This window comes from Paenibacillus sp. JT22N12 (assembly GCF_056269365.1).
Window position 1 is genome coordinate 778,585 of record NZ_JBWDNU010000004.1, and the last position, 24,538, is coordinate 803,122.

A 24,538-nucleotide genomic window follows, 5' to 3' on the forward strand; every position below is an offset into this window, starting at 1 on the left:
CATTATATAAATACCCATAAAACTCCAAACGGTATGTTTACTATATGTTACCCGTAACAAATGCGTATAGATATACGTCTATTTACAACCTGCTAACAGGAGGACCGGCATGCTCAAATCTCTGCTTGCTATTGAAAACTACCGCCAGGATAAGCTGAATGATCGGGAGTCATATCCGTGGCTGCATTATATCGTCTCGGCCGAAGAGCGGATCGTCAATATGGAACGGATTGATTCGCTGGAGGAGCTGACGCATGCCAATCCCGTGCTGGATTATGTGGAGAGAAGCCTTCGCCTGCTGGACGCATCGGGAGTTTCCTTCTGGATGAAGGATGTGCTGGAGGAAGTCCTGATCTGGTCCGAGACGGCCAAAGGGGGAACGTCCCGCGAGCGTATCCGCTGGCAGTCCGAGGGGATCAACTGCTACGTACACAACATTGGCAGCGCGCAGCTGTATCTGCGGCATCACTCCGATTCCGGCCATGACCCAGTCAATCCGGCCGACAGCAGAACCATTGTCATTCACCGGCTTATTGAGGGGCATGGGCTGATCGGCCAGCAAATACGGGGCGAAGTGCCGGATTCCGAAAGCGTGCTGCTGTCCAGCCTCGTGAACGGGGATTGGATCACGGGCGAGGAGCTGCAAAGCCTGCTGGTCACTTTGAATGCCTGCGTCATTGGCGCTGTTTCCCTGCCGCTCTGGAGAGAGGTGGAGGATGAGGTGAAGCAGCGCATCCATCAGGTGGCATACAATTATATGAACGGGGAAGCCGTCTTTGCCGACCGGCTCAGACGGATGAGATCCTTATCCATCGGGCGCGGCGAAGACTTTGATACGGAATATGACAAGCTTGCGGGCTTGTATGATCTTGATGCGCTGTTCTCTCCTCTCTCCGGTACAACCTTCTGGTATGCGGAGCCAGCGCTGCAGGATTTCTCGCTGGAGCAGTTTCTGAAAGTAATGGCGCTCACCTTGCCTGCGGGCAAGCATGGGGATGTGAAGCATATCAGCTTCGAGAAGCTGATGAATGCGATGTATTATGACTATAAAGGCGCGAAGAAAATCAATATTTACAAGAAGCGTATTATTGAGAAATACCTGAGCGGACTGGCGTGGACAGAGCTACAAAACGGACAATGCACCTTGGATAATCCTCATCTGGCGCATCATGCGGGGAGGAAGAAAGGGATACCGGATACGGTATTCTTCGAGTTCGTGTTCTCTCCTGCAGCCGGGAAGCTGATTGAATTTTGCATGGAGGCGGAGAAGTCGGCCATTTATGAGCAGGCTGTGCTGCTGTTGTTTGATCTGTTCGGGCTGCGCCGCGATGCGTATGACCGTTTTCATAATGAGGATGTTTATCTGAGCGATATGAATCGGACAGCCGGTTACAAAAGCGTGATACTGGAGGATATCGTCGGAGAGCGGGTGCTGGATATTGGACCGGGCGGAGGTGTGCTGCTGGATCTGATAGAAGAGCGACTGCCGGACGTGAAGCCGGTCGGCATCGATATTTCCACGAATGTCGTGGAAGCCCTGAGCCGCAAGAAGCAGCTGGAGAGCCGCCGCTGGGAGGTTATGCAGGGCGATGCGCTGAATCTCAAGGAATATGTGGAGCCGGGCACCATCGATACGGTTATTTTCTCCTCAATCCTTCACGAGCTGTATTCCTATATTCCGATGGGCGGCCGCAAATTTAACCGGGATACGATCGCAATGGCCTTGCGCAGCGCATTCGATGTGCTGTCAGAGGGCGGGCGCATCATTATCCGGGACGGCATCATGACGGAGCCAGCGGAGCAGAAGCGGATCATCCGTTTTCTGAGGGAAGACGGGATGCAGTGGCTGGAGCGGTACAGCAAGGATTTCGCGGGGCGCCGGATCCTGTTTGAGAAGCTTGCCGGGGATAAGGCGCTTCTGCCGGTAAACGATGCGATGGAGTTTCTGTATACCTATACATGGGGAGAAGAGGCTTATGTACATGAGATTCAGGAACAATTCGGTTATTTCACGCTATCTGAATATACCGGATTTATTGCAGCGGAGCTGGGAGAAGAGGCGGTCATTCTGAAAAGCCGCAGTTACCTGCAGGAGGGATATACGGAGGCATTGGCGGGCAAAGTCGAGATTTCGGATGAGCAGGGCAATGCGGTTCCGCTGCCGGACAGTACATGCTTGATTGTGATTGAGAAAGCGGAGCGGCAATAGTTTTAGTAGAAAGGGGAGTGCCTGGATAACAGGCATTCCCCTTATTTGTGTATGCCTGCACCCATACGATGAGTGAGGTTTGCAGCGAAGGATTCATGAGCGCAAGCCGCCGAATGAGGAGCAGGAACAAGTCAATCAGGCTTGTTATGCTTGGCATCGTGACTGAGATGGAAGTGTGTGTTTCGTCTTCAGAAATAATTTGGACCGCTTTACAGTGGCAAAACAAACCGATGTTATAGTAACCAGTACAGGCATATTTTTCTTTTTGTTCACATCAATTTGAACAAATGTCCATTTTTTAAAGCTGATTCCGTGCAAATGCGACATTTTTTTAAATAATGGATAGCCCAAGAGAGATTCATCAGTAAAGGTGGGGATCTATGAAATAGAAGACTACAATTAAAAACCGTCTATTCTATGGCTTTTGGCGAGGCGCATGAATAGACGGCTTGTTGTGCGACAACCTTATGATTGGGTTTATTTCCCATTTCATGAGATGGTCATCAGTTAACTTTAGCAATTTTTCTATGGAAGAGCAATGAGGAACGAGAAAGTCTTAAGAATTGTATTTATGGAGGTATACTGCGTGCAAAAATGGTATGGAAAATATAAGAAATGGGTCAGTCTGGCCGTGGCTGCGATCATCCTCATTACGCTGGTTGTCCCATCCGGCTTGATTGACAAAGCATATGCGGCTTCGCAAACCGTTGCCGGATGGTCTTTTACAGCAGGAGGGAGTACTTTCCCTGCAACGAGCGGCACTGCGGACAATTTAAGCAGCGCTAGTTTCACAATAAGCGGTAATCGGACATTGAGCTACACGGATACGAGCCATACGATCTGGACCAATGGCTGGGAGACTTCACCAGGTTATTGGCAAGCAGAGATAAATACTATTGGGTTCACCAATCTGCTGCTTTCCTCTAAAAACTATGGAACAGGAACTGGGCCAAGAGATTTTAAAATTCAATACAGTCTGGATGGGCAGAACTTCACGGATGTGCCCAATGGGACATTTTCTCAGACGACCTCGAATGCAACTATGGTTAATGGTCTTTCTTTGACAAGTGCAGTCGATAATCAGTCCGTTGTATATATTAGATGGCAAAACTATACTACGACGGCTATCAATGGTGGAACAATTGGCTCTACCGGAAATAGTAGAATATCTGAAATCGTTGTTATGGGCGACCCTATCGACGGCTCCACCGATCCCGATCCATCGGAAGGCAAGACTGCCACTCCAAATACGTCCGCAATCACCTTCAGCGACGATTACACAACAGTAACCGGAGCGGCCGGAGCAGTATCTGTCAGTGCGGCGGTATATGCCTATTACACAGACGGCACTTCGGCTGGTACGGTTAATGCAAATGAATTGGGCGCGTTCGGATTGAGCATCAGCAACCCGAATCACGACACCAGCGTCCGGATTTCGGCTAAGGATGGGGAGAAAGAGGAAAGCGATAAGGTCACGGTCTCGATTCCGAAGAGCATCAAGCCGGATGCATCCAGAATCTCGTTCACCGATTACACGAAGATAACGGGACTGCCGGGCGCGGCACCCGCGAATTCGGCGGTTTACGCCTATTACAATGACGGCACTGCTGCAGGCACCACCGCGGCCGGAGCTGATGGGGCTTTTGAGCTGACGATATCAAATGCCGGCCATGATTCTCAAATCAGCGTTACCGATAAGCAAATGGGCAAATTGGAGAGCGACAAGACGATCGTTAATATGGCTGACGGCACTGTGTACAATCCGGGCGACATCATTTTCAGCCAGATTTATGTGAATGGGACCGCCTCCGCCATTTACAAGCAGAAGTTTTTTGAGCTGTACAATACAACCGATCATGATATTAACTTTGGCGGACAGTGGAGCCTGGCGTACAGCTCTGCGACTGCAACTTCTTTTGCCAGCAATACGACTCCGCTGACGGGGGTTATCAAGGCACATGGATATTATTTGATTTCAGGATCAACCACGGCAGCTGCTCCGCTTGATCTGCCTGTGCCTGCAGATCAGTCTTCATCTCTTGGACCAAGCGCGACCGCCGGGGGGCATCTTATTCTGGCCCACAAGACGACGGCAGTTACAAGCGATACGGATCCTGATTTGATAGATCTTGCCGTATTCGGAAACGGTACTTCAACGTTCAAGCTGGATACATCGCATTGGGGAACCCCGTTCTTCACATCATTGATCGCCAGCGGTTCAATGCTGCGCAAGACGGAAATCGGATCTGATCCGCGCGGCGCTCTGGGATTGAATGACACTTATTTCACGAAGGATAATTCCAAGAACTTTGTCATGAACATTCCAGGCAATTCCAAAGATCCGAAAGAGATTATTATTAGAAACTCGAAGTATATGGCGCAGCCAGATTCCGCCAAAATCTCATTTGCGAATGCGGGCGGAACAGCGACCACAGCAGGAGTGGCAGGGTCCGTACCTGGATCGTCAAACGTTAAAGCTTATGTTGTTGATGATGGTGCCATCACATCTGCCGGAACAACGACTGCGTCTGCAGACGGTTCTTTTGCTCTGACCTTCAACGATGCCGGCAATCATTCATATGTGTATTTGACGCATACGGATGCCGTAAGGGAAAGTGCTTATACCCGTGTGGATACAGCGCCTGACGCTAACGCGGTGACCACAATTGGCCAGCTTCGTTTGAATGACCAGAATGGACTTCCCCTGAATATTGGCTTCAATACAACCATTGAAGGTGTAGCGACGAGCGATAATCAGGCGCTGGGAAAAGAAAATACGAATTTCTATCTCCAGGATGCAACTGGAGCCATTAACGTGATCGGCGGATTAACCGCCGCTGTACTTAAAGGCGAGAAATACAAGGTTACCGGACGTTTGGTGTTTACTGCGGGCACCTCGCAGTTTGTTCCTTCTTCCATTACGGATGAAGGCGCAGATACGGCGCCGGCGGCCATTCCTGTCACGTTGGACCAATTGTCGAATTATTCGTCTGCCGAGGCGCTTGAAGGCAAGCTAGTAACCTTTAAAGCCCAGGTGACGAACATCCCTGTCAATGTTGACGACTATAACGTAACGGTGACGGACGGTACGAACTCTGCCATTGTAAGCATTTTGGCGCTCACAGGTATTGACGTTGCAGGCGGAGCCGTCAACCTTGGCGAGACTTACACATTTTCGGGAATTGTAAGCCAATCGAAACTGACCTCTCCCTATACGGGAGGTTATATGGTGCTTCCGCGCAATTCGGCAGATGTAAGGGGCGAGCTTCAATTAAGCCATACGCCGCTTGTGAAAGCCTACATCCATACAGATGTCACTTTTAAAGCGATGGCCCAATATGCCGATTCGGTTACTTTGTACTATAGAGGCGAGTCCGACAGTGCATATACAGCGGTGCCTTTGTTATCGGGAGATAACCACAGCTATAACGGAGTGATCTTAAATGCCGACGTTCCGGCGGACAAGTTCTACTATTACATTGAAGCGGTGGCTTTGAGCGATATCAAATCGCAGGGAACTGCAGCGAATCCGATTGAGGTTCCTCTGGTCGAGGATACCGACGGTCCGGAGGTTTACAATCTTGTCCCGGGTCAAAATGAAGAGATCGAAACGCAGCATCCTGTCATTTCTCTGAACTGGGAGGATCCGAACGCAATTAATACGACGGCTTCGGCAGGCTTTAGTATCCAAATCGACGGAACAGACATTACCTCCAAGGCGGAAGCTTCAGACAGCGCACTTAGTCTGACGCTAACGGCTGCAGATGATCTGAGCTTCGGAGAGCACACTGTCACCGTCAAGGTCAAGGATCTTCTGGACAATGAGACTACCCAGTCCTGGACCTTCAAGATTGCTGAGCGCTTTACCGGCGGCAATCACTATTACGGCACTACCCACAATCACACGAATATCTCGCACGATGCTGCAGGTACGCCGGTTGAGGCCGTACAGGCCGCTTTGGCGCATGACTACGACTTCTTTGCTTTCTCTGACCACTCTCATGATATTGATTCGGATCTCACGGGAACGGATTCTGTCGACCACAACGGGATGCCTGAACGAACAGGCGGCACCGACTGGCAGGAAACGAAAGACGTAGCCAGCGAGTACACCAAGGACGGCAGCTTTGTGGTTTTCCCGGCATTTGAGATGACATCTACTACATGGGGACACTCAAACGTATTCGGGACCGATAACTTTATCGATCGTATGCAGGATAATGGCAAATATCAGGATCTTCAGAGCTACTATGCCTGGATTATGACTTATGACAACATCGTAGCACAATTCAATCATCCGAACGCGCCGACAACCTCATTCAACAACTTCATTCCATACGACAAAAATGTGGATAAGCTGTTTACGATGCTGGAGGTCGGCAATGGTTCAGGGAACTATTCCTATGCCAATTCACAGGATAAATTCTTCAGCGCTCTTGATTTGGGATGGCATATCGCTCCGACTTATGGAGAAGACAACCACGATGCCACCTGGGGTCAAACGAAGCAGCGCACAGTCATTGTTTCGAAGAACCTTACTCAGGATTCGCTGCTGGATGCCATGCGCAAGATGAGAGTTTACTTGACTGAAGACCCGAATGCCAAGCTTGACGCTCTGGCGAGCGGATGGTATATGGGGTCGACAGTCGATACAAAAACCTTGTCGTTTGATATTACGGGGAGCGATTCCGTATGGGAAGAGAAAAGCGATCCGAAATACAGCTATTTAAAGACCGTAACCAATGATAATGTTGCCAAAGTTGAGTTGGTTACCAATGGCGGAACGGTTATCGATACGTTTACTCCTACTTCTGAATCCACTTCATTCCATTGGACTCCAACCGTAAATGTCGTTGGCGGGCAGCAGTGGTTTGTGGTTCGTGCAACCCAGGCGGACGGAGACCGGCTGTATTCCGCACCGTTCTGGTCGCCCGAAGAGCCGGTATCTGTAAGAGTCAGTAATTTGACATCTGCAGACGGTGCAATTGTTGGCAGCACACCAGCAACTCTGAATGCCGGATTAGCCAATATGGGAAGCGTTGATGTTACGAATGTCAAGGCTGCTTTCTATTACGATGATCTGACGCACCCGATCGGAGAGGTTGAAGTCGGATCGATTGCCTCCGGTCAGAATGCCACGGCAAGTGTCGTTTGGACATCGCCGCCAACTGGCAGCCATTCTATACTTGTGGTGTTAACTGCCGATCAGGATCTGGGCGAGAATAAGTACGTGCAGCAGTTCACGATCAAGACGCCACTGGGCAAAACAATCTTGATTGATGCTTCGAAGCATAACGAGAACAGTACGCTGGATACAGGAACGTACAAGGACAACTTGAAGTTGTTCACTACCCAGATGAGACAGCAGGGGTATACGGTGGCAGAAAATCCATCGACACTGACTGATGCTGTCCTGAGCAATGTATCTGTGCTGTATATCTCTCATCCCGCTTCAGCTTACAGTACGGATGAAATCGCAGCGATCAAGAAATTTACAGATAATGGCGGTTCGCTGTGGCTCGCCGACAAGAGCAATTATGGAGGCGCCAATCAAGCTCTGAATCCGATTCTGGATGCTGTTGGCTCGACCATACTGGTCAATAACGACGGTATTGCGGATGAGACGGCATACGGAAACTTTTGGAGCACTCCGCTTACGTCGAACTATTCGGTTCGTTTGCATCCGGGGCTCCTAAGCAACTACCTGACCGACTTCGTGTCGACAATCGAGTATTACAGCGGAGCAAGTCTGGCCAAAAACGATGGAAGCGGCAATAAAGCGGCTCTCACGGATAGTGATTCCGTTACCATTCTGGCAAGAGGCAACGAATCGACGTTCCAGATTTCTGGAGGGCAGGTTAAACCCGATACTCAGCAGTATCTGGTGGTGCCGTCTCCGGCACCTGCTGATCTGACGGGCGGCTCCGTAATCCCTGCTATCGCATCTGAAACATTGAGCGGCGGCGGAAGAATTATCGTATCCGGAATGAATATTTTTAACGATAAACAGATGGACGAGTCCTTCGATCCGAAGGGGAATAATGAATTTGCTCTCAACTCCATGAATTGGTTATCCCATCTGGAGCCGAAGCTCATCAGCATCAGCGATGCGCGTCAAGGACCTGAAGATATGCCATTTGTCGTACAAGGAAAAGTAACGACGGCTGCCGGAGTATTCTTCGATGCGGTATATGTGCAAGACGATACCGGAGGAATTATGGCATATAACGAAATTCCGGAGGGCAGTCTGGCTCTGGGCGATGTGGTCCGAATCTACGGCCACAAGAAAATTTTTGAGAACAACACCGAGCTGGAGTTTGACAGATTCGCCAACAGCATCGTCAAGGTGAGCAGTGGAACACCGGTCGAACCGAAGACCGTGTCTACCAAGGATTCCATTTCCGATAGTTATCAGGGGCAATTGGTAAAAGTATCGGGTACCGTCCAAACCATCCCGGATAACAATTCCTTCATCATCAATGATGGAAGCGGGCCAGTTCTCGTATTTGTGGATGGTTACATTGTCAATCAGAGTGGTCCGATTCCGGCCATAAAGGTAGGCGATACGCTAGAAACGGTGGCTCTTTCGGGCAAGTACGCAGAAGGAGACAGGCTGCGTGTCAGAAATACAACCGAAATGAAAGTGTCCGCTGTGGATCTGACCGCGGCAGAAATAGCAGCGGAGCTGACTAGCATTGATGCACCTGTGAAGGATGCGACAACCTTGACGCTGCCAAGCGTCCCGGCTGGCTTCACGGTAGCAATTAAAAGCTCAAGCAATACTGGCGTCATCGGAACCGACGGCACGATTGTGCCACCGGCAGCGGAGACGAAAGTGGACGTAGTGCTGACCGTCACGAAGACTGCGGACAGCACGAGCGCCGACACCGTTACGATTGAAGTGACGGTTCCGGCGAAATCGGCCGCCCCAAGTCCAACCGCGGCAGAAATAGCAGCAGAGCTGACTAGCATCGATGCACCTGTGAAGGATGCGACATCCTTGACGCTGCCAAGCGTCCCGGCTGGCTTCACGGTAGCGATTAAAAGCTCAAGCAATACGGGCGTCATCGGAACCGACGGCACGATTGTGCCACCGGCAGCGGAGACGAAAGTGGACGTGGTGCTGACGGTCACGAAGACTGCGGACAGCACGAGCGCGGATACGGTCACAATTGAAGTGACGGTACCGGCGAAATCGGCCGCCCCAAGTCCAACCGCGGCAGAAATAGCAGCGGAGCTGACCAGCATCGACGCACCTGCGAAGGATGCGACGACCTTGACGCTGCCAAATGTTCCAAGCGGCTTCACGGTAGCGATTAAGAGCTCAAGCAATACGGGCGTCATCGGAACCGACGGCACGATTGTGCCACCGGCAGCGGAGACGAAAGTGGACGTAGTGCTGACCGTCACGAAGATTGCGGACAGCACGAGCGCGGATACGGTCACAATTGAAGTGACGGTACCGGCGAAATCGGCCGCCCCAAGTCCAACCGCAGCAGAAATAGCAGCGGAGCTGACCAGCATCGACGCACCTGTGAAGGATGCGACATCACTGACGCTGCCAAGCGTCCCAAGCGGCTTCACGGTAGCGATTAAGAGCTCAAGCAATACGGGCGTCATCCAAACCGACGGCACAATTGTGCCACCGGCAGCGGAGACGAAAGTGAGCGTGGTGCTGACGGTCACGAAGACCGCGGACAGCACGAGCGCGGATACGGTCACGATTGAAGTGACGGTACCGGCGAAAACCGATATTCCGTATCAATATCCGAATTCAGGTACTCAGCCGCCTTCAAGCACTGAGCCTGTGACTGAGGATGGAACGACGAAGACGGTTTTGGGTGACGAGCTGAAGGACAGCGGGACAGTGTCGATTGCTTCGACGATAACCGAAGTCAAGCTGCCGTCCAATTCGGCAGAATTGCTGGGAGACAAGCCGCTCGAAGTAGCATCTGATGAGATAACGCTCAGCATTCCATCGGCCGTTATCAAGCAGCTTGAGGGCAAGCTCACCGCTTCGGAATTGCAGGACGGTTCAATATCGCTGACATTAAAACCGCTCAGCAGCGAAGAAGCGTCAGCTGTTCTCAAGCAAGGCGGAAATTCCAGCAGCTCCGTCGTCAAGCTGTCGGGACAAATATACGAATTGAGCTTGTCTATCACTTCAGCTGACGGGAACACGGTCAAGCTGTCTCAATTCGATCAGCCGATTACCATCCGGTTGAAGGCTGATGCAGGCATTAATCCGAAATTGGCGGGAATATATTACATCTCCGACAGCGGAGCATTGGAGTATATCGGTGGACAATATGCGAATGGCGAGTTTGTAGCCCAAATCAGCCACTTCAGTAAATACGCCGTTCTTGAGATCAGCAAGTCATTTGTGGATCTGCCGCTTTCTCATTGGTCCTACAGTATTGTGCAGGAACTCATCGCCAAGCAAATCATTAACGGCACGAGCGCTGCAACCTTCGAGCCTGGCCGAACAGTTACCCGTGCAGAGTTTACAACGATGCTTGTGAAAGCATTGAAACTCACGGAGAAAACGGACATTAGATTCACGGATGTGGCATCGGACGCTTGGTATGCCGATGCAGTCAGTGAGGCTTATAAGGCAGGTATCATAAAAGGCAGGAGTGAAACGGTCTTTGACCCGAACGGATCGATCACCCGGGAAGAGATGGTCGTTATGATGATGAAGGCTTACGAGCTGCTCCATAATGCCAAGCCGGAAGCCACTGCAGAAACTGCGTTCAAAGATATGGGCAAGGTTTCTCCTTGGGCGGCCGATTTTGTCAAGGCTGCAGCCAATCTTAAACTGATCAAAGGCCGCGCATCAGGCGAGTTTGCTCCGAAGGGCGAGTCAACGCGCGCGGAGGCAGCACAAGTCATTTATAACGTAATAAAGGAATAAAGGGCGACGTAGTTTCAAGGGGATGCCATTCGAAAGAATGGTATCCTCCTTTTCTATCAAATCTACCCTCAACCCTGGAGGAAAATCATGCTTGTACGACCAACCAGAGCTTTTCGAATCACGCTGATCTTCCTGGCTGCTTTTGCCCTATCCGTGCTTCCTTTCAAAGAAGTGGCAAATGCCCATGCTTACAGTGCGGCCTATAACACCCTTAACTTAACCAAAGAACAAACGGAAATGACCTTTTCTCTCGATGAATTGTCTGTTATTGAGCTGGCTGCCGGCGACATCGACGACAATAAGATGCTGGATGAAGGGGAATTCGATGCTGTAAAAAATAAGATGCTGGATATCCTTCAAAAAAACATTATTCTCAAAATTGGAGGCGAGCCGCAAGCCTGGTCTGAGATTGAAAGCTTCGTGCTGATCCGTCAGGGAGATGCTTCCAAGATGGCTCTCACTGTCATATATCCGCCTGTCACTGCTTCCCAGTCGATATCCTTAACGGATAATTTGTACAAGGAGGACAGTAAAACCAACTATGTGGATTTGCTGACCGTCAACTATGGAACGCAGAAAAGCACATCGGCCTTGTCGGCCAACAACCGCACCTGGGTGCTGCAGCTGATGGATGCGGAATATTCAGGATTGCCGCAGAATCTAAGCGAGCAAGCGGATGCTGCGCCAGCTGATCCTGCTGCTGCGTCGGAACAACCCGAAAACGGCGGCGGTGCCATGTCCGGATGGTTTTCCTTCTTTACGCTTGGGATGCACCATATTCTCGGCGGCTACGACCACCTGTTGTTTTTATTCTCACTGCTGATCGCGCGGCAAACCTTCAAGCAGTATGCAACGATGATTACGGCTTTCACGCTTGCGCACAGCCTGACACTAACCATAACCGTTCTCGGAATTCTTCATGTATCTCCGAGGCTGGTTGAGCTGGGCATCGCCCTGAGCATCTGTTATGTCGCGCTCGACAATATCATCCGCCAAAACGTATCGCACCGCTGGGTGCTGACCTTTTTGTTCGGGCTCATTCATGGTATGGGCTTCGCTGATATTCTCAAAGAAATGGACATTCCCAAAAAAGAAATGGCGGTTGATTTGATCAGTTTTAATCTGGGAATTGAGGCGGTTCAAATTACCATTGTCGCGGTGTTGATTCCGTTATTGGCTCTGCTTCACCGTTATAAATATGCCAGACAATATGTTCTTGCAGGTTCCGGAGTGGCGCTTGTTCTTGGTGGAGTATGGCTGTTTGAACGGGCGTTCACAGGATAAGGCAGGAAGCGGCCCAGGAGGGGATACGATTGCACCAAGCTGCTGCTCAGACACAACCGCGCAAATCGAACGCAGGGTTGTTTGCAGTCTTGTTTCTTTCCGTAATCTGTGTTCTCTATTACTTCTCAAGCCATACACCGGGAGAAGCCTTGAGAGAACCCAGATTGCAAATATTTAAAACCTTGTTTGTCAGCGTAATATTGGAGGCGCTGCCCTTTATCCTGATCGGCGTGCTTGTTTCCGCTGTTCTTCAGGTTTATGTTTCGGACGCATTCATCCGCAGATTGATTCCAAGAAATCCGCTGCTGGGCATACTTGTGGCAGGACTCATCGGGATCATTTTCCCCATTTGCGAGTGCGGAATGGTTCCGGCTGTAAGGAATTTGATTCGAAAAGGGATGCCCCTTCATGCAGCGTCAGCTTTTATTCTGGTCGGGCCGATCCTGAATCCCATCGTCTTCTGGTCTACCTGGACGGCTTTTCGCAGCCGACCGGAAATCGTTTGGGCCCGGATGGGACTTGCTTTAGCCGTGGCGCTTGTCGTCGGGTTGATGGTATACCGCTATGTGCGTACGGACGTGCTGAGAGGAATCGGATCGCAGAATCATCATCAGGATAACGACCATCGCGATCATGCCCATAATCATAATCACGCCCACCACGATCATGATCATAACCACGACCATCACGATCATGTCCATCAACATGCTCATTCCCCGGCCCGGAGCAAGCTGGCAGATTTAATGGGGCATTCGGTAAGCGAGTTTTTTGACATGGGCAAGTATCTGATGTTTGGCGCGATGCTGGTAGCATTGCTTCAAACTTTCGTTGCGCAGAACAGCTTGCTCGCTTTAGGGCATGGCCAGGGCAGTTCCAACCTGTTCATGATGGGCTTGGGTTTTATCCTTTCTTTATGCTCGACTTCAGACGCGTTCGTTGCGCAATCCTTCATGACGACGTTCTCCAAAGGGGCGCTTGTCGCATTTATGGTATTCGGACCCATGTTAAATCTTAAAAGCCTGCTGATGATGCTGGCGGTATTCAAAACGAAGTTCGTCCTGCTGCTGGCTTCCCTCGTATTCGTATTTGTCTATGCGGGTTCATGGGCGCTTGAAGCCTGGGTGCTGAAGTGAGGGGGATCAGATGAAATACCAATGGAATTTGTTGCATCACGGTTTAAAGGCACTCATTATGACAGGCTTCTCGGCATTGATTTTATATCTGGTGTTTACCGGGAATATCCTGCTCTATATTGCGCCCCATCTCATCATTTACGTGGATATAGCTTCGGGAGGGCTGTTGATTATGGCGGGCTTCCAATGGTATTTGACCGTCATGTCCATTCGTAACCCTGCAGCCGCTTGCGACTGCGGGCATGAACATGATCATGACGGGCATACCCATGAGCCTCCGCGTTCTCTGCTCAAAAATGTGATAATCTACGGACTGTTTGTGCTTCCGCTTGTATTCGGCGGACTGCTGCCCAATACAGCGCTTGCGGGCTCGCTTGCCAAAAACAAGGGAATGAATCTCGGCGGCGGCAGCGCGGCTGCGGGTGGAGCTCCGGCAGAGCTGGTGGAGTTGGACGGCGATGCCGATCCTGTTTTAAAGCAATTGTTCAAAACAGACGTGTACAATAAAGATTACGCGAAGCTTGGAATCCTGCTGTATCAGCAGGATGTTATTGAGATGAAGGACGAGTGGTTTATCGAGAAGCTTCAGGCGATGAATACCTTTGTCGATAACTTCCAGGACAGAACGATAACGATCTCGGGTTTTGTATACCGTCAGAAGGGACTGGCCGGGAACCAGTTTATTGTCGGGAGAATGGCGATGACGCACTGCATAGCGGATATTTCTCCATATGGAATCATTGCGGAGTCTGCCGATGCGGCCAAGTACAAGGACGACAGCTGGATTTCCATCACGGGAACGATTGGCCAGACGGTCTTCGACGGTCTGAAGGTCATCAAGATTAATATCGATTCCATCAAGCCGGCTGCGGCTCCGGAAGTGCCGTATGTATATCCAGATTGGGATTTCGCTTCGAAAATCTAAACGTATGGGCTCTGGCAACCAGAGGAGGACAAATACATGGTGCTCAGTATTAGCAGCCTGGCGATCATTTGGCTGGCAGCAGGTTATTTATTGTTATTAATCAGGCGGCGTAGAGAAAGCATGCCGCAAGCTTCGGCGAAGCTGATCGCTGCCGTCCTGAACATTCTGGCAAGCGCGTCGGTCGGCATCGTCTCCATACAGGTTTTTGAATACAATCTGGCAATATCGATGGCCTTCTCCTTATGCTGCGCCTGGGTGCTCGGATATTTAAGCGGCATACGTTACGGATTGCTGTTCTCCGCACAGGCGGCTCTGCTCGGAAGTATCGGGACGCTTGCTTCCGTAACTTTAGGATTGCTGTTCTTCTCGTCCGGCAAAGTCGTGTTTGCCGTCGATGTCGTATACATTATTTTGCTTGTGCTACTGCAAAAAGCGATGGATTGGCAAGCCGCCAAACCGCCGCGAAAGAAGCTGCCGACTACTGAAGGCAATCAGCCGCGGAAGCTGCCGGTATGGACGACAGGACTGCTGGGCGCTGTCGTTGTCGTGATGGCAGCACTTATCCTTGTTAATCAGAAGCGGATTTCGGTCGGACAACTGGGCCTCAAGAAATCGCAGCAGGCCGCATATGATGAAGACAATAACCTTCAGGTGGCGCAAATTACAGTAAACACGACCGGATTCAATCCTCAAAATACCGATTTTGCAACGGGCTCTATGATTAAAGCGGTGCTTCATGTCGAGTCTGGCGCCGGCAATAACCTCCGATTGATCTCGCAGGATTTGAATATCGACGCTCCTTTAAAACAGGGCGACAATCTGTTTGTGTTCAACAAGCCCCTGCCCGGAGTCTACAATTTCGCGCTGAGCGACGGACGGTTCAAAGGTACGTTCACCGTCAAATAAGAGCTATTTTAAGCCTCCGTTACGATGGTGAAGGTTGCGCCGAACTTGTCTGTTACCGTGCCGAAAGCAGGGCTGAACGGTGTAGTCTCCAGTGGCGCGATCACGCGGCCGCCCTGCTGCAGGGCATTAAAAATTCGTTTGGATTGATCTGCGTCGTTCGTTGTAATGCAGAGGGAAAGATTGTCTCCGATCTGAACGGGTATCCCTGGCGAGTCAGAGAACATAATATCCGATTCCCCGATCCTTATGATGGCATGCGACACACATTCCTTCAATTCCGGCGGAAAAGACATCGGCATTTCCCCGTAGGTTTGGATATGGAGCACTTTGGCATCCAATACCTCCTCGTAAAATGGAATGGCTTCCTTGGCATTTCCGCTCATTTTAAAATAAGGCGCTATCCGTAAAGTCATCTTATTCACTCCCTCATTGTTTCTTGTTTACTATTCTAACATGGACACGATGCCCCTGTTTCTAATCGGTTGCGGGCATTCGCAGGAAAAACCCCGGAATCCGAAGATTCCGGGGTTTGCGCATAAAGACTTGGCTTCAGCCTCCAAAGGGCAGCAGAGCTGGTTCCTCCAGCCTTATTTCAGCACAGGCGGGACGCGGTAATGGGTAGCCTGTTCGAACGAATAGGCCACCTTGATCAAAGCCGGCTCGCTGTAAGCCATACCGGCAAAGGTAACGGCAACCGGTTTGCCTTCCTTCGTGTAGCCTGCCGGAACAGTGATCGATGGATATCCGGCTTTTGCCGAAATGCCCGCATTCCGGGTATTCGGGAAGAGCAGCGCATCCAGGTTGTGTTTGTTCATGGTAAAGTCAATGCCCTCGGTCCGGGACAAACGCAAGTCCTTGAGACGATCCCGGATATACTGCGATTCCGTCAAGGTTCCGCTCGTAGCGTCGGAATCCGTCAGCAGCGTATGGCCGTATTTCAGGTTATCCACGGAATTCTTATTGTCAAACTCAATAATGTCCGTCAATGTCTTCATCGGAGAGTCTGCCTCCAGGCTGCTCAGGTAAGCATTCATATCCCCCTTGAATTCATACATGAAGACGGATGAGCTGAACTGGGCTAATTCATTGGCTGAAGGGATATTCGCATAATCGACGATAACGGCGCCTTGTGCCTTCAAGTCTGCTACCACTTTGTCAAATATGGCTTTCTCTTCATCCGTAATTCCGGATGTGTAATAGTATTCTCTCGGAATCCCGATGCGTGCGCCCTCCAGCCCGTCAATATCCAAAAATTGCGTGTAGTCCGAATAGGATTTATTCACGCTGGCGGAGGTGATAGGGTCCTTGTCATCCACGCCTGTCAGGGCCCCCAGGAGAACGGCGGCATCCGCCACAGAACGGGCGATCGGGCCTGCCGTATCCTGACTATGGGCAAGCGGGACGATTCCGTCCCTGCTGACAAGACCAACTGTCGGTTTGATGCCGACAACCGAATTATTATAGGCGGGACTCAGAATGGAACCCGAGGTTTCGGTTCCGATCGCGATCGCGGTCAAATTGGAGGATACAGAAACACCTGATCCGGAGCTGGAGCCGCCGGTGCCGAAGACGCCCGGTTTGTACGGATTGAGCACCTGGCCTCCGCGGGAGCTGTATCCGCCCGGCATGCCTCTTGTCTTATAATTGGCGAATTCGGTCATATTGGCCTTGCCCAGAATGACGGCTCCGGCTTCGCGCAGCTGCTTGGCCACGAAGGAATCGTCGGGGGCGAACGAATGGGCGAGGGCCAGGGAACCGGCGCTTGTGTGCAGCTTGTCACCGGTATCAATATTGTCTTTGAGCAGAATCGGGATGCCATGAAGCGGTCCGCGTTGTCCCTTCGTGGCCCGTTCAACATCAAGCGCTTCCGCTATGGCCAGGGCATCCGGATTGATTTCGAGAACAGAGTTCAGCTTCGGGCCTTCTTTATCATAGGCGGCGATGCGTTCCAAATACATGGAAACAAGCTCGACAGAGGTCAATTTTCCCGATGCCATTGCAGACTGCATGTCAGCGACAGTCGCCTCTTCAATCTTGAATGTCATGGCGGGAGCGGCAAATGAAACCGAGGATAGAGGCACGAGGGCAATCAAAATAATGGCACTGAGCGTGATAAGTTTTTTTTTCAATTTCATTCCTCCATGATATGTAGTTTGTCTTACATAAAAACAAGGAAACGGGATCGAAAAGGCCGGAACTGAACTCTTCACCTCCATAATATGAAATTTTGTTTTTTATTATGTCAGATTATATGTCATCGAGTGTTATTATTATAGGAATAGAATCATCGAATTGACAAACCGAATAAAACTCGATGTAAGCGGATACAATACCGTCGTTCATTGTTTTGCTTGCAATTGGTAGGCCATCCCTCTTTTATTACAGATAATTCCTGAATTGGCTCCCTGAATAACGTAATGGCAGAAACAACTGCCATCCTCAAGTCAAGCAGCCTTCTTTACAAAATAACAAGATTTATTATACGTGATAAGGATTGACAGGCCTAATGCATTGGTATATTGTTATAACCAGTTAAAGAGGGTATATTGTTATAACCACTAAACGAGAAATACTAAAGGATATATACCTTGCCTGAAATCAAAATTTTATGGAGGAATGGTTGTGTTAGATGAATCATTGCCGGTGACTTTGCAATATCAGTTGCGCAGCAAACTGCACGAAAAAATCGAAAACAGATTCTGGTCCCCGGGCTCCCAAATTCCAAGCGAGCGGGAGCTGTGCGATGAATATGGAGTCAGCCGAATTACAGTGCGGGAAGTGCTCAAGGAATTGGTGCAGGAAGGCTATCTGGTCCGAAAGCAGGGCAAAGGTACCTTTGTATCACTGCCCAAATTCGTGAACGAGCTCTCGAGCACTTACAGCTTATCTCACGAAATTGAGAAGGAAGGATTGTCTTCCAATTTCCAGCTTCTCAGTTTCAGGAAGTGCAGCCCCACAAGTGCCTTGAAACTAATATTCGGCATATCCGACACCGATAGTGTATATGAAATTACACGCCTGCGGTTAATAGGCAGCGAGCTGTTTGCCTGGGAAAGGGCGTATACACCTTGCTCCCTCATGGAGGGAGCGGATGAGAAGCAGCTGGAGAAGGAGGGTTTGTACTTCACGATTTTCCGTTGTTCGGGACTGATGGCGGAGGAGGCTGAGGTGGAGTCCGAAGCCGTTAATTGCCCGGCCGATATCGCAAAATTGCTTCAGCTTAAGAAAAACACGGCCGTCCTGCATCTTACGCGGGTGACGACAGCCCAGAACCGGCCCGTCGAATACTGCGAAAGCTATATCCGCAGTGATACGTACAAATACAAGTATAAGCAAACGTTGAGAAAAAAAGCGCACTACGACGGCGCATATTCGGAGCATACGGACGGACGGTAGATCGACGAAGACCGGTTTTCGGGGATGATAAAATCCAGGTCGTTCATAGAACGGCCGGATTTTTCTGAATATAGCCTTGGAGAAACAAAGTGAAAGGGGGAGTTCTTTGCAGAAATATCATAGAGAACATAGAGTGCAGAGGCAGTCCAATCGCGATATTAATAGGCATTAATATCAGAATATTGTGAAAATTTGTATAATTCAGACTTTAAAGTTGATCCGAGGAATGCAAACCAATCTACTAGGAGGTATTTGCTTGAAAAAAGCTTTATCCAGCGTCATGGTTATCCTATTTCTGATTGTAGTTGCTTCGCTGACCGCGTGCAGCGAGAATGGCTCGTCCCCGCCCGACGAAACGAATACGAGTACGAATACACCCGCCGCTTCCGGCTCAGGAACGGGCAATACGGGCCCGCTGAATGAAACGGGGCTTCCGATCGTGAACAAGCCGATTACGCTGTCCGCTATGGTCTTGTTAAGCCCGGCACAGCCGACGGAATGGAATGACATCATGGTCTGGCAGGAATACGAGAAGATGACCGGCATCCATATCGACTGGGATGAAAATACGAGTGCGGATATAACGGAAAAAAGAAATTTGGCGCTCGCCAGTGACCAGCTTCCGGATATTTTCTTCCGAACAAAAATGCCGGACAATGATATCGACAAGTACGGCGCAGACGGCTCCTTCCTCAAATTAAACGATCTAATCGACAAATATGCGCCGAATTTCAAAGCGGTCATGGAGAAGTATCCGGATGTAAAAAAAGGAATTGCTACTGCGGACGGCAGTATCTACGCATTGCCAAACCTCACCGATTCTCCGAGCATCGAAATTACGAAAAAGCTGTTTCTCAATGAGAGCTGGCTGAAGAAGATTGGCAAGCAGATGCCGACGACAACGGACGAGCTGTACGACGTATTGAAGGCATTCCGCGACGGAGATCCGAACGGCAATGGGAAACAGGATGAAGTTCCGCTCACGGCCGATTCTCTCGACGATATTATGCTGGTACTGCAGGGCGCCTTCGGGCTTGGCGACAAGGGTACGGGTAACGGCAGCTGGGATGTCGATCCCGATTCGGGCGAGCTGCGCTACTTCCCTGCCAGCCAAAACTACAAGGAACTGCTGGCTTACCTGCATAAGCTGTATTCGGAACAATTGATCGACAAGGAAATTTTCACAAACAGCGGCACGAACGTGCTGGCGAAAAATGAACAAAATCAAGTCGGGGGCTTCTCGTTCAGCAATGTCATTGCCCGGGCCAATACGAACGCGGACGACTTTGCCGGTCTTGACAAAGCGCTTGCCGGTCCGAATGGAGACCAGCTTTATACAAGCGCCCGCGGACATATCGGTGCCAGAGGCGCCTTCATGATCAGCAAAACGAACAAATACCCCGAAGCGTCCATGCGCTGGATCGATTACTTCTACAGCGACGAAGGCATCAGAATGCTGTACCTGGGACTGGAAGGCAAGACTTATCAGAAAAATGCCGAGGGCAAATATGATTTCCTGCCGGAAATCGTCGGGAATATCCCCGAAGGCTCATCCTTCGATCAGGTCGTTTCCAAGTATGTTCCATACGCAGGCGGTTCCTTGCCTACCCTCATTCTCGAAGATTATTTCAAAGGCGGGGAGACCGAGCCTTCGGCCAAAGCTGCGGCGGAGAAACTGAGACCTTATTTACCTGACGAGCTGTGGGCGCCATTCAGCTTTACGGCTGAAGAATCGGCTGACAAGCTTACGCTGGAGTCGGATATTTACGGTCTGGTCAGCCAGCGCACCGCGGAATTTGTGCAAGGCAAAACATCCCTCGACGAGTTCGACAAATATGTGGGCCAATTGAAGAAAATGGGTCTTGATGATCTGCAGAACATTTATAAAGCTGCATTCGACCGTTATACGAATAGCTGATTGCTGAAGGGGTGCTCACATGACATCAGGTTCGGAGGGAGGAGCTTCCAAAATTTCGGTGCCTCGCTCTATTCGCAAAAATTGGGATTTATATTTGCTTGTGCTGCCGGTAGTCGTTTATTTTCTGCTCATCAAATATTTGCCGATGTACGGCATTCTGATTGCATTCAAGGATTTCTCCGCTTCGAAGGGGATTTGGGGCAGCGACTGGGTCGGAATGAAGCATTTCATTCGTTTCTTCCATAACTACCAGTTCTGGACGTTGATCAAAAATACCGTCGGGATCAGCTTCTTCCAAATCCTCGTCGGCTTTCCGATGCCGATCATTTTCGCTCTGCTTGTCAACGAGGTCCGCGGCAAATGGTTCAAGAAAAGCGTGCAGTCCATTACCTTCATGCCGCATTTCCTTTCCACTGTGGTGCTGGCAGGTATGGTTATCGCATTTCTTTCGCCTTCGACAGGCCTGGTGAACAATGTGATTCGCTTGTTTGGCGGAGAGCCGATTTATTTTATGACGGAGCCAGGGATGTTCAAACCGATTTATGTGTTATCGGATATATGGCAGAACATGGGCTTCAGCTCCGTCCTGTATATTGCGGTACTGGCCGGCATTGACAAACATCTGTACGAGGCGGCGATGATCGACGGCGCGAACAAGCTTCGGCGTCTGATCCATATTGCGATTCCATGCTTGATCCCGACGGCTGTCATCATGCTGATTTTTCAGTTCGGTACGATCATGGATATCGGCTTCGAGAAGATATATCTGCTGCAGAACGAGCTGAACCACACCTCGTCCAGTGTTATTTCGACCTATGTATACGAGATGGGCCTGCTCGGCTCGCAGTTCAGCTTTTCCGCTGCGGTGGGGCTGTTCAATTCGGTGATTAATTTCGGACTGATTATTATTGTGAATCAATTGGCCAAAAGGGTTGGCGGCACCAGTTTGTGGTGAAGGGAGGAATCGAGCGATGGAATACGCAAAAACAGCAGGCCGGGGAGACCGCCTGTATGATATTACGATATATACGATCCTTACGGTCATTATGCTGGTTACGCTATACCCGCTGTTGTATATTCTAAGCGCATCCCTCAGCGACCCTCTTTTCATCGTAAAGGGGGAGCTGTGGCTGCTGCCGAAACATGTAACGCTGAACGCTTATGAGAAAGTATTTCAAAATCCCGATATTTTGATGGGCTATCGAAATTCCCTGATTTACCTTGTTCTCGGGACAAGCATCAATATCGTGATGACGACGATGGGCGCGTATCCGCTGTCCCGCAAAGATTTCAAAGGCCGTTATGTGCTTGTATTGATTTTCACATTCACGCTGCTCTTTAACGGCGGTCTGATTCCGACTTATCTGGTCTACAAAAATATGCTCGGATTGTACAACAACCTGTGGGTGATGGTCATTCCGAGCGCCGTCAGCGTATGGAATTTGATCATTATGCGGACTTATTTTCAAACCTCCATACCCTACGAATTGCAGGAAGCCGCCTTTATCGATGGCTGCGGCAATATTAAGACCCTTACAAGCGTCATTCTCCCGTTGTCCATGCCGATTATTGCCGTCATGACGATGTATTACGGCGTCGCTCACTGGAATTCGTATTTTCCGGCGTTAATTTATTTGGACGATCACTGGAGGATGCCGCTGCAGATGGTCATCCGAAGCATACTGATCCAGGAGGATATGGCTTCCATGACCGGAGGCGATGGTGAAAGTCTCGTTGAGCAGCAGCTGTTGGTCGAAGGAATGAAATACGCGGTAATCGTCGTGTCGAGCATTCCCATGCTGCTGCTCTACCCATTGGTCCAGAAGCATTTTGTAAAAGGCGTTATGATGGGAGCCGTTAAAGGCTAAGACAAAACTGTTGAATGGGTGAATAGCGATGAGCGAGATCAATGATCAAGAAAATTTCAAGCAGGCCGTGCTGCTCAGTGAAGGCAAACTTGCTACTGCGGAGCACGAGATCGAAGGCTTCGAAGCGGGCAATGCAATCGACGGCAGGGACGATTCATTCTGGGCGGGAGAGCCTTATTACAAGTGGTGGAAGCTCGATCTGGGCAACTGCTGCGACATCGAACGGATCGCAATTTGCACAGCTGCCGGTCCGGATGGCTATACGCATTATTTTGTCGAGTGCAGCCAGGACAATCTGAACTGGCAAACCGTAATCGAGAAGGAAGACGGTACGGTATCCGATGATAGAGGCGAGCGGTACGACGTATCCATAACGGCCCGTTATGTCAGGGTCACCGTTACATATTGCTCGACAGGGGAGACCGCGAGGATCCGCCATTTTGAATTGTACGGCCACGAGTCGGATATACGGCAAGCTGCGCCGAATAAAGTCTCGCCCGGGAAGTTTTCCGCGCTTGCCTTCGACAATGCATACGGATTCGCCGAAACGGAGGTTGACGATATCGAACCCGGGCAGCGGGACCGTGTGCTGGCCGGCGGGGAAATCGCCAGCTATCTGGTTTACCGCAGCGTGGACTTTACGGAAGCCGGAGTGGATCAGCTGCGCGGACAATTCGGCTTTACGGATCTGGATAAATCGAAGCAAATCACTCTGGAAGCAAGAGTGGACGATCTTAACGGCCCCAAAATAGGTGAAATCGTCCTGTTTAAGCAATGGAAACGATGGTCCATCCTGGCCTGCCGCCTGGAGCATGTCAATCCGCTGCTGCTTACGGGCGTACACGACATTTATCTTGTCATTACAGATGCAGCGCCGGGTCAGCAATTGATGATCGATTGGCTGGCGTTCGTCAAGAAGTCGCCATTGCCTGCGCCGAAGCCCTGTCCGGGCGCTTTGCCCGCCCCCGCCGACGCTGAATATGAAATCTATTTTGGCAATTTGCACAGCCATACCGGATTTTCGGACGGGATTGGGGTTCCGGAGCATGCTTACGATTATGCGCGGTATACGGCCGGTCTTGATTTTCTGGCTGTAACGGAGCACAGCAATCTCTACGATCATTATCTGGACTGGGAAAAAAGCCGCAAATGGGTGGATATTCAGCGGATGGCCGACAAGAAAACCGAAGACGGCGCTTTCCTCGCCCTGTTCGGCGCGGAAACGACCTGGTACAACCAGTTCGGCCATATGAACACGTACAATATGGACTTTTTTATAAACGCCTATGAAACGGACTACAACGACATTCCGACCTACTACGAAACAGTGAAGCAATATCCCGATTCGATCCAGCAATGGAATCATCCCTGGTCCTGCGGCAACCGCCATCTGGACGGATTTGCCCCCTACGATCCGAAGCTGGATGAAGTGCTGCATTTGCTCGAAATCAACACGATCGAATCGAAAGAGCTTGGCGGACTCTATTATTATGTGATGGCGCTGGACAAGGGATGGCATGTGGCTCCGGCAGGCAATCAGGATAACCATCACGGGCAATGGGGAACGGAAAATACGCTGCGAACGGCGGTTCTGGTCGACCGGTTGACGAGAGAGCATTTCTACGACGCCGTCCGGCATCAACGCGTTTATTTTACGTCAGCTCTTCATTTGAAGGTGTGGTTCAAGGTGAACGGCGCTATTATGGGATCACGCATCCCGCGCAGCGAGACGATTGATATCGATATCAAGGCGCTATTCGGCGTCGATACGGGCAGCCGCATCGTCAGGGCGGAGATCATCGGCGAGCATGGACAGGTGCTCCATACGATCGAGCATAACGGCAAGTCGCTGGCATGCAAGGTTTCGCTGCCATGCAAGGATCGTTATTATTTTGCGAAGATTTATCAGGAGGACGGCGAATTCGCGGCTACCTCACCGGTATGGCTGGATATGGATTGAATCGGGTTCTATAGAAGACCAGGAG

13 protein-coding genes are annotated in these 24,538 nt (G+C 50.4%); 11 read left to right on the plus strand and 2 right to left on the minus strand.

Translation table 11 applies throughout. The features are described 5' to 3' along the window. The first annotated feature begins 109 nt into the window (after positions 1 to 109). The 6 genes from AC0YOA_RS19040 to AC0YOA_RS19065 all read left to right on the plus strand — a co-directional run bounded on the left by AC0YOA_RS19040 (position 110) and on the right by AC0YOA_RS19065 (position 15,371). Positions 110 to 2,209, plus strand: coding sequence for a class I SAM-dependent methyltransferase (locus tag AC0YOA_RS19040; RefSeq protein WP_475787909.1), 2,100 nt, complete (start codon positions 110 to 112; stop codon positions 2,207 to 2,209). A gap of 586 nt (positions 2,210 to 2,795) precedes the next feature. Next, entirely contained in the window at positions 2,796 to 11,123 is an 8,328-nt protein-coding gene (locus AC0YOA_RS19045; protein WP_475787910.1) for an S-layer homology domain-containing protein, read from the plus strand. An 87-nt stretch (positions 11,124 to 11,210) separates the two neighbouring features. Continuing rightward, on the plus strand, positions 11,211 to 12,407 hold the full coding sequence (locus tag AC0YOA_RS19050; RefSeq protein WP_475787911.1) for a HupE/UreJ family protein: 1,197 nt from the start codon (positions 11,211 to 11,213) through the stop codon (positions 12,405 to 12,407). 29 nt (positions 12,408 to 12,436) lie between these two features. After that, the gene (locus AC0YOA_RS19055; RefSeq protein WP_475787912.1) at positions 12,437 to 13,540 is read left to right on the plus strand and encodes a permease; all 1,104 of its coding nucleotides are present in this window, start codon (positions 12,437 to 12,439) and stop codon (positions 13,538 to 13,540) included. 10 nt (positions 13,541 to 13,550) lie between these two features. After that, positions 13,551 to 14,465 (plus strand): TIGR03943 family putative permease subunit, encoded by a 915-nt coding sequence (locus tag AC0YOA_RS19060; RefSeq protein ID WP_475787913.1) that lies wholly within the window; start codon positions 13,551 to 13,553, stop codon positions 14,463 to 14,465. A 36-nt stretch (positions 14,466 to 14,501) separates the two neighbouring features. Continuing rightward, entirely contained in the window at positions 14,502 to 15,371 is an 870-nt protein-coding gene (locus AC0YOA_RS19065) for a hypothetical protein (protein WP_475787914.1), read from the plus strand. 8 nt (positions 15,372 to 15,379) lie between these two features. Here the strand turns inward: AC0YOA_RS19065 and AC0YOA_RS19070 are convergent, their stop codons facing one another. Both AC0YOA_RS19070 and AC0YOA_RS19075 read right to left on the minus strand, forming a co-directional pair. Continuing rightward, positions 15,380 to 15,784, minus strand: coding sequence for a VOC family protein (locus AC0YOA_RS19070; RefSeq protein ID WP_475787915.1), 405 nt, complete (start codon positions 15,782 to 15,784; stop codon positions 15,380 to 15,382). A gap of 174 nt (positions 15,785 to 15,958) precedes the next feature. Continuing rightward, a complete protein-coding gene (locus AC0YOA_RS19075; protein ID WP_475787986.1) occupies positions 15,959 to 17,416 on the minus strand; it encodes an amidase family protein in 1,458 nt (485 codons plus the stop codon). A gap of 577 nt (positions 17,417 to 17,993) precedes the next feature. Here AC0YOA_RS19075 and AC0YOA_RS19080 point away from each other — a divergent pair. From AC0YOA_RS19080 to AC0YOA_RS19100, 5 genes are all read left to right on the plus strand, one after another. Next, the gene (locus AC0YOA_RS19080; protein WP_475787916.1) at positions 17,994 to 18,767 is read left to right on the plus strand and encodes a GntR family transcriptional regulator; all 774 of its coding nucleotides are present in this window, start codon (positions 17,994 to 17,996) and stop codon (positions 18,765 to 18,767) included. Between the two features lie 256 nt (positions 18,768 to 19,023). Beyond that, positions 19,024 to 20,685 (plus strand): extracellular solute-binding protein, encoded by a 1,662-nt coding sequence (locus AC0YOA_RS19085; RefSeq protein ID WP_475787917.1) that lies wholly within the window; start codon positions 19,024 to 19,026, stop codon positions 20,683 to 20,685. 19 nt (positions 20,686 to 20,704) lie between these two features. Then, positions 20,705 to 21,640 carry an ABC transporter permease gene (locus AC0YOA_RS19090; protein ID WP_475787918.1) on the plus strand — a complete coding sequence of 312 codons (936 nt, stop codon included), beginning with the start codon at positions 20,705 to 20,707 and terminating at the stop codon, positions 21,638 to 21,640. 16 nt (positions 21,641 to 21,656) lie between these two features. Further along, positions 21,657 to 22,553, plus strand: coding sequence for a carbohydrate ABC transporter permease (locus AC0YOA_RS19095; RefSeq protein ID WP_475787919.1), 897 nt, complete (start codon positions 21,657 to 21,659; stop codon positions 22,551 to 22,553). A gap of 28 nt (positions 22,554 to 22,581) precedes the next feature. After that, positions 22,582 to 24,513, plus strand: coding sequence for a CehA/McbA family metallohydrolase (locus AC0YOA_RS19100; RefSeq protein WP_475787920.1), 1,932 nt, complete (start codon positions 22,582 to 22,584; stop codon positions 24,511 to 24,513). The last annotated feature ends 25 nt before the right edge of the window (positions 24,514 to 24,538 follow it).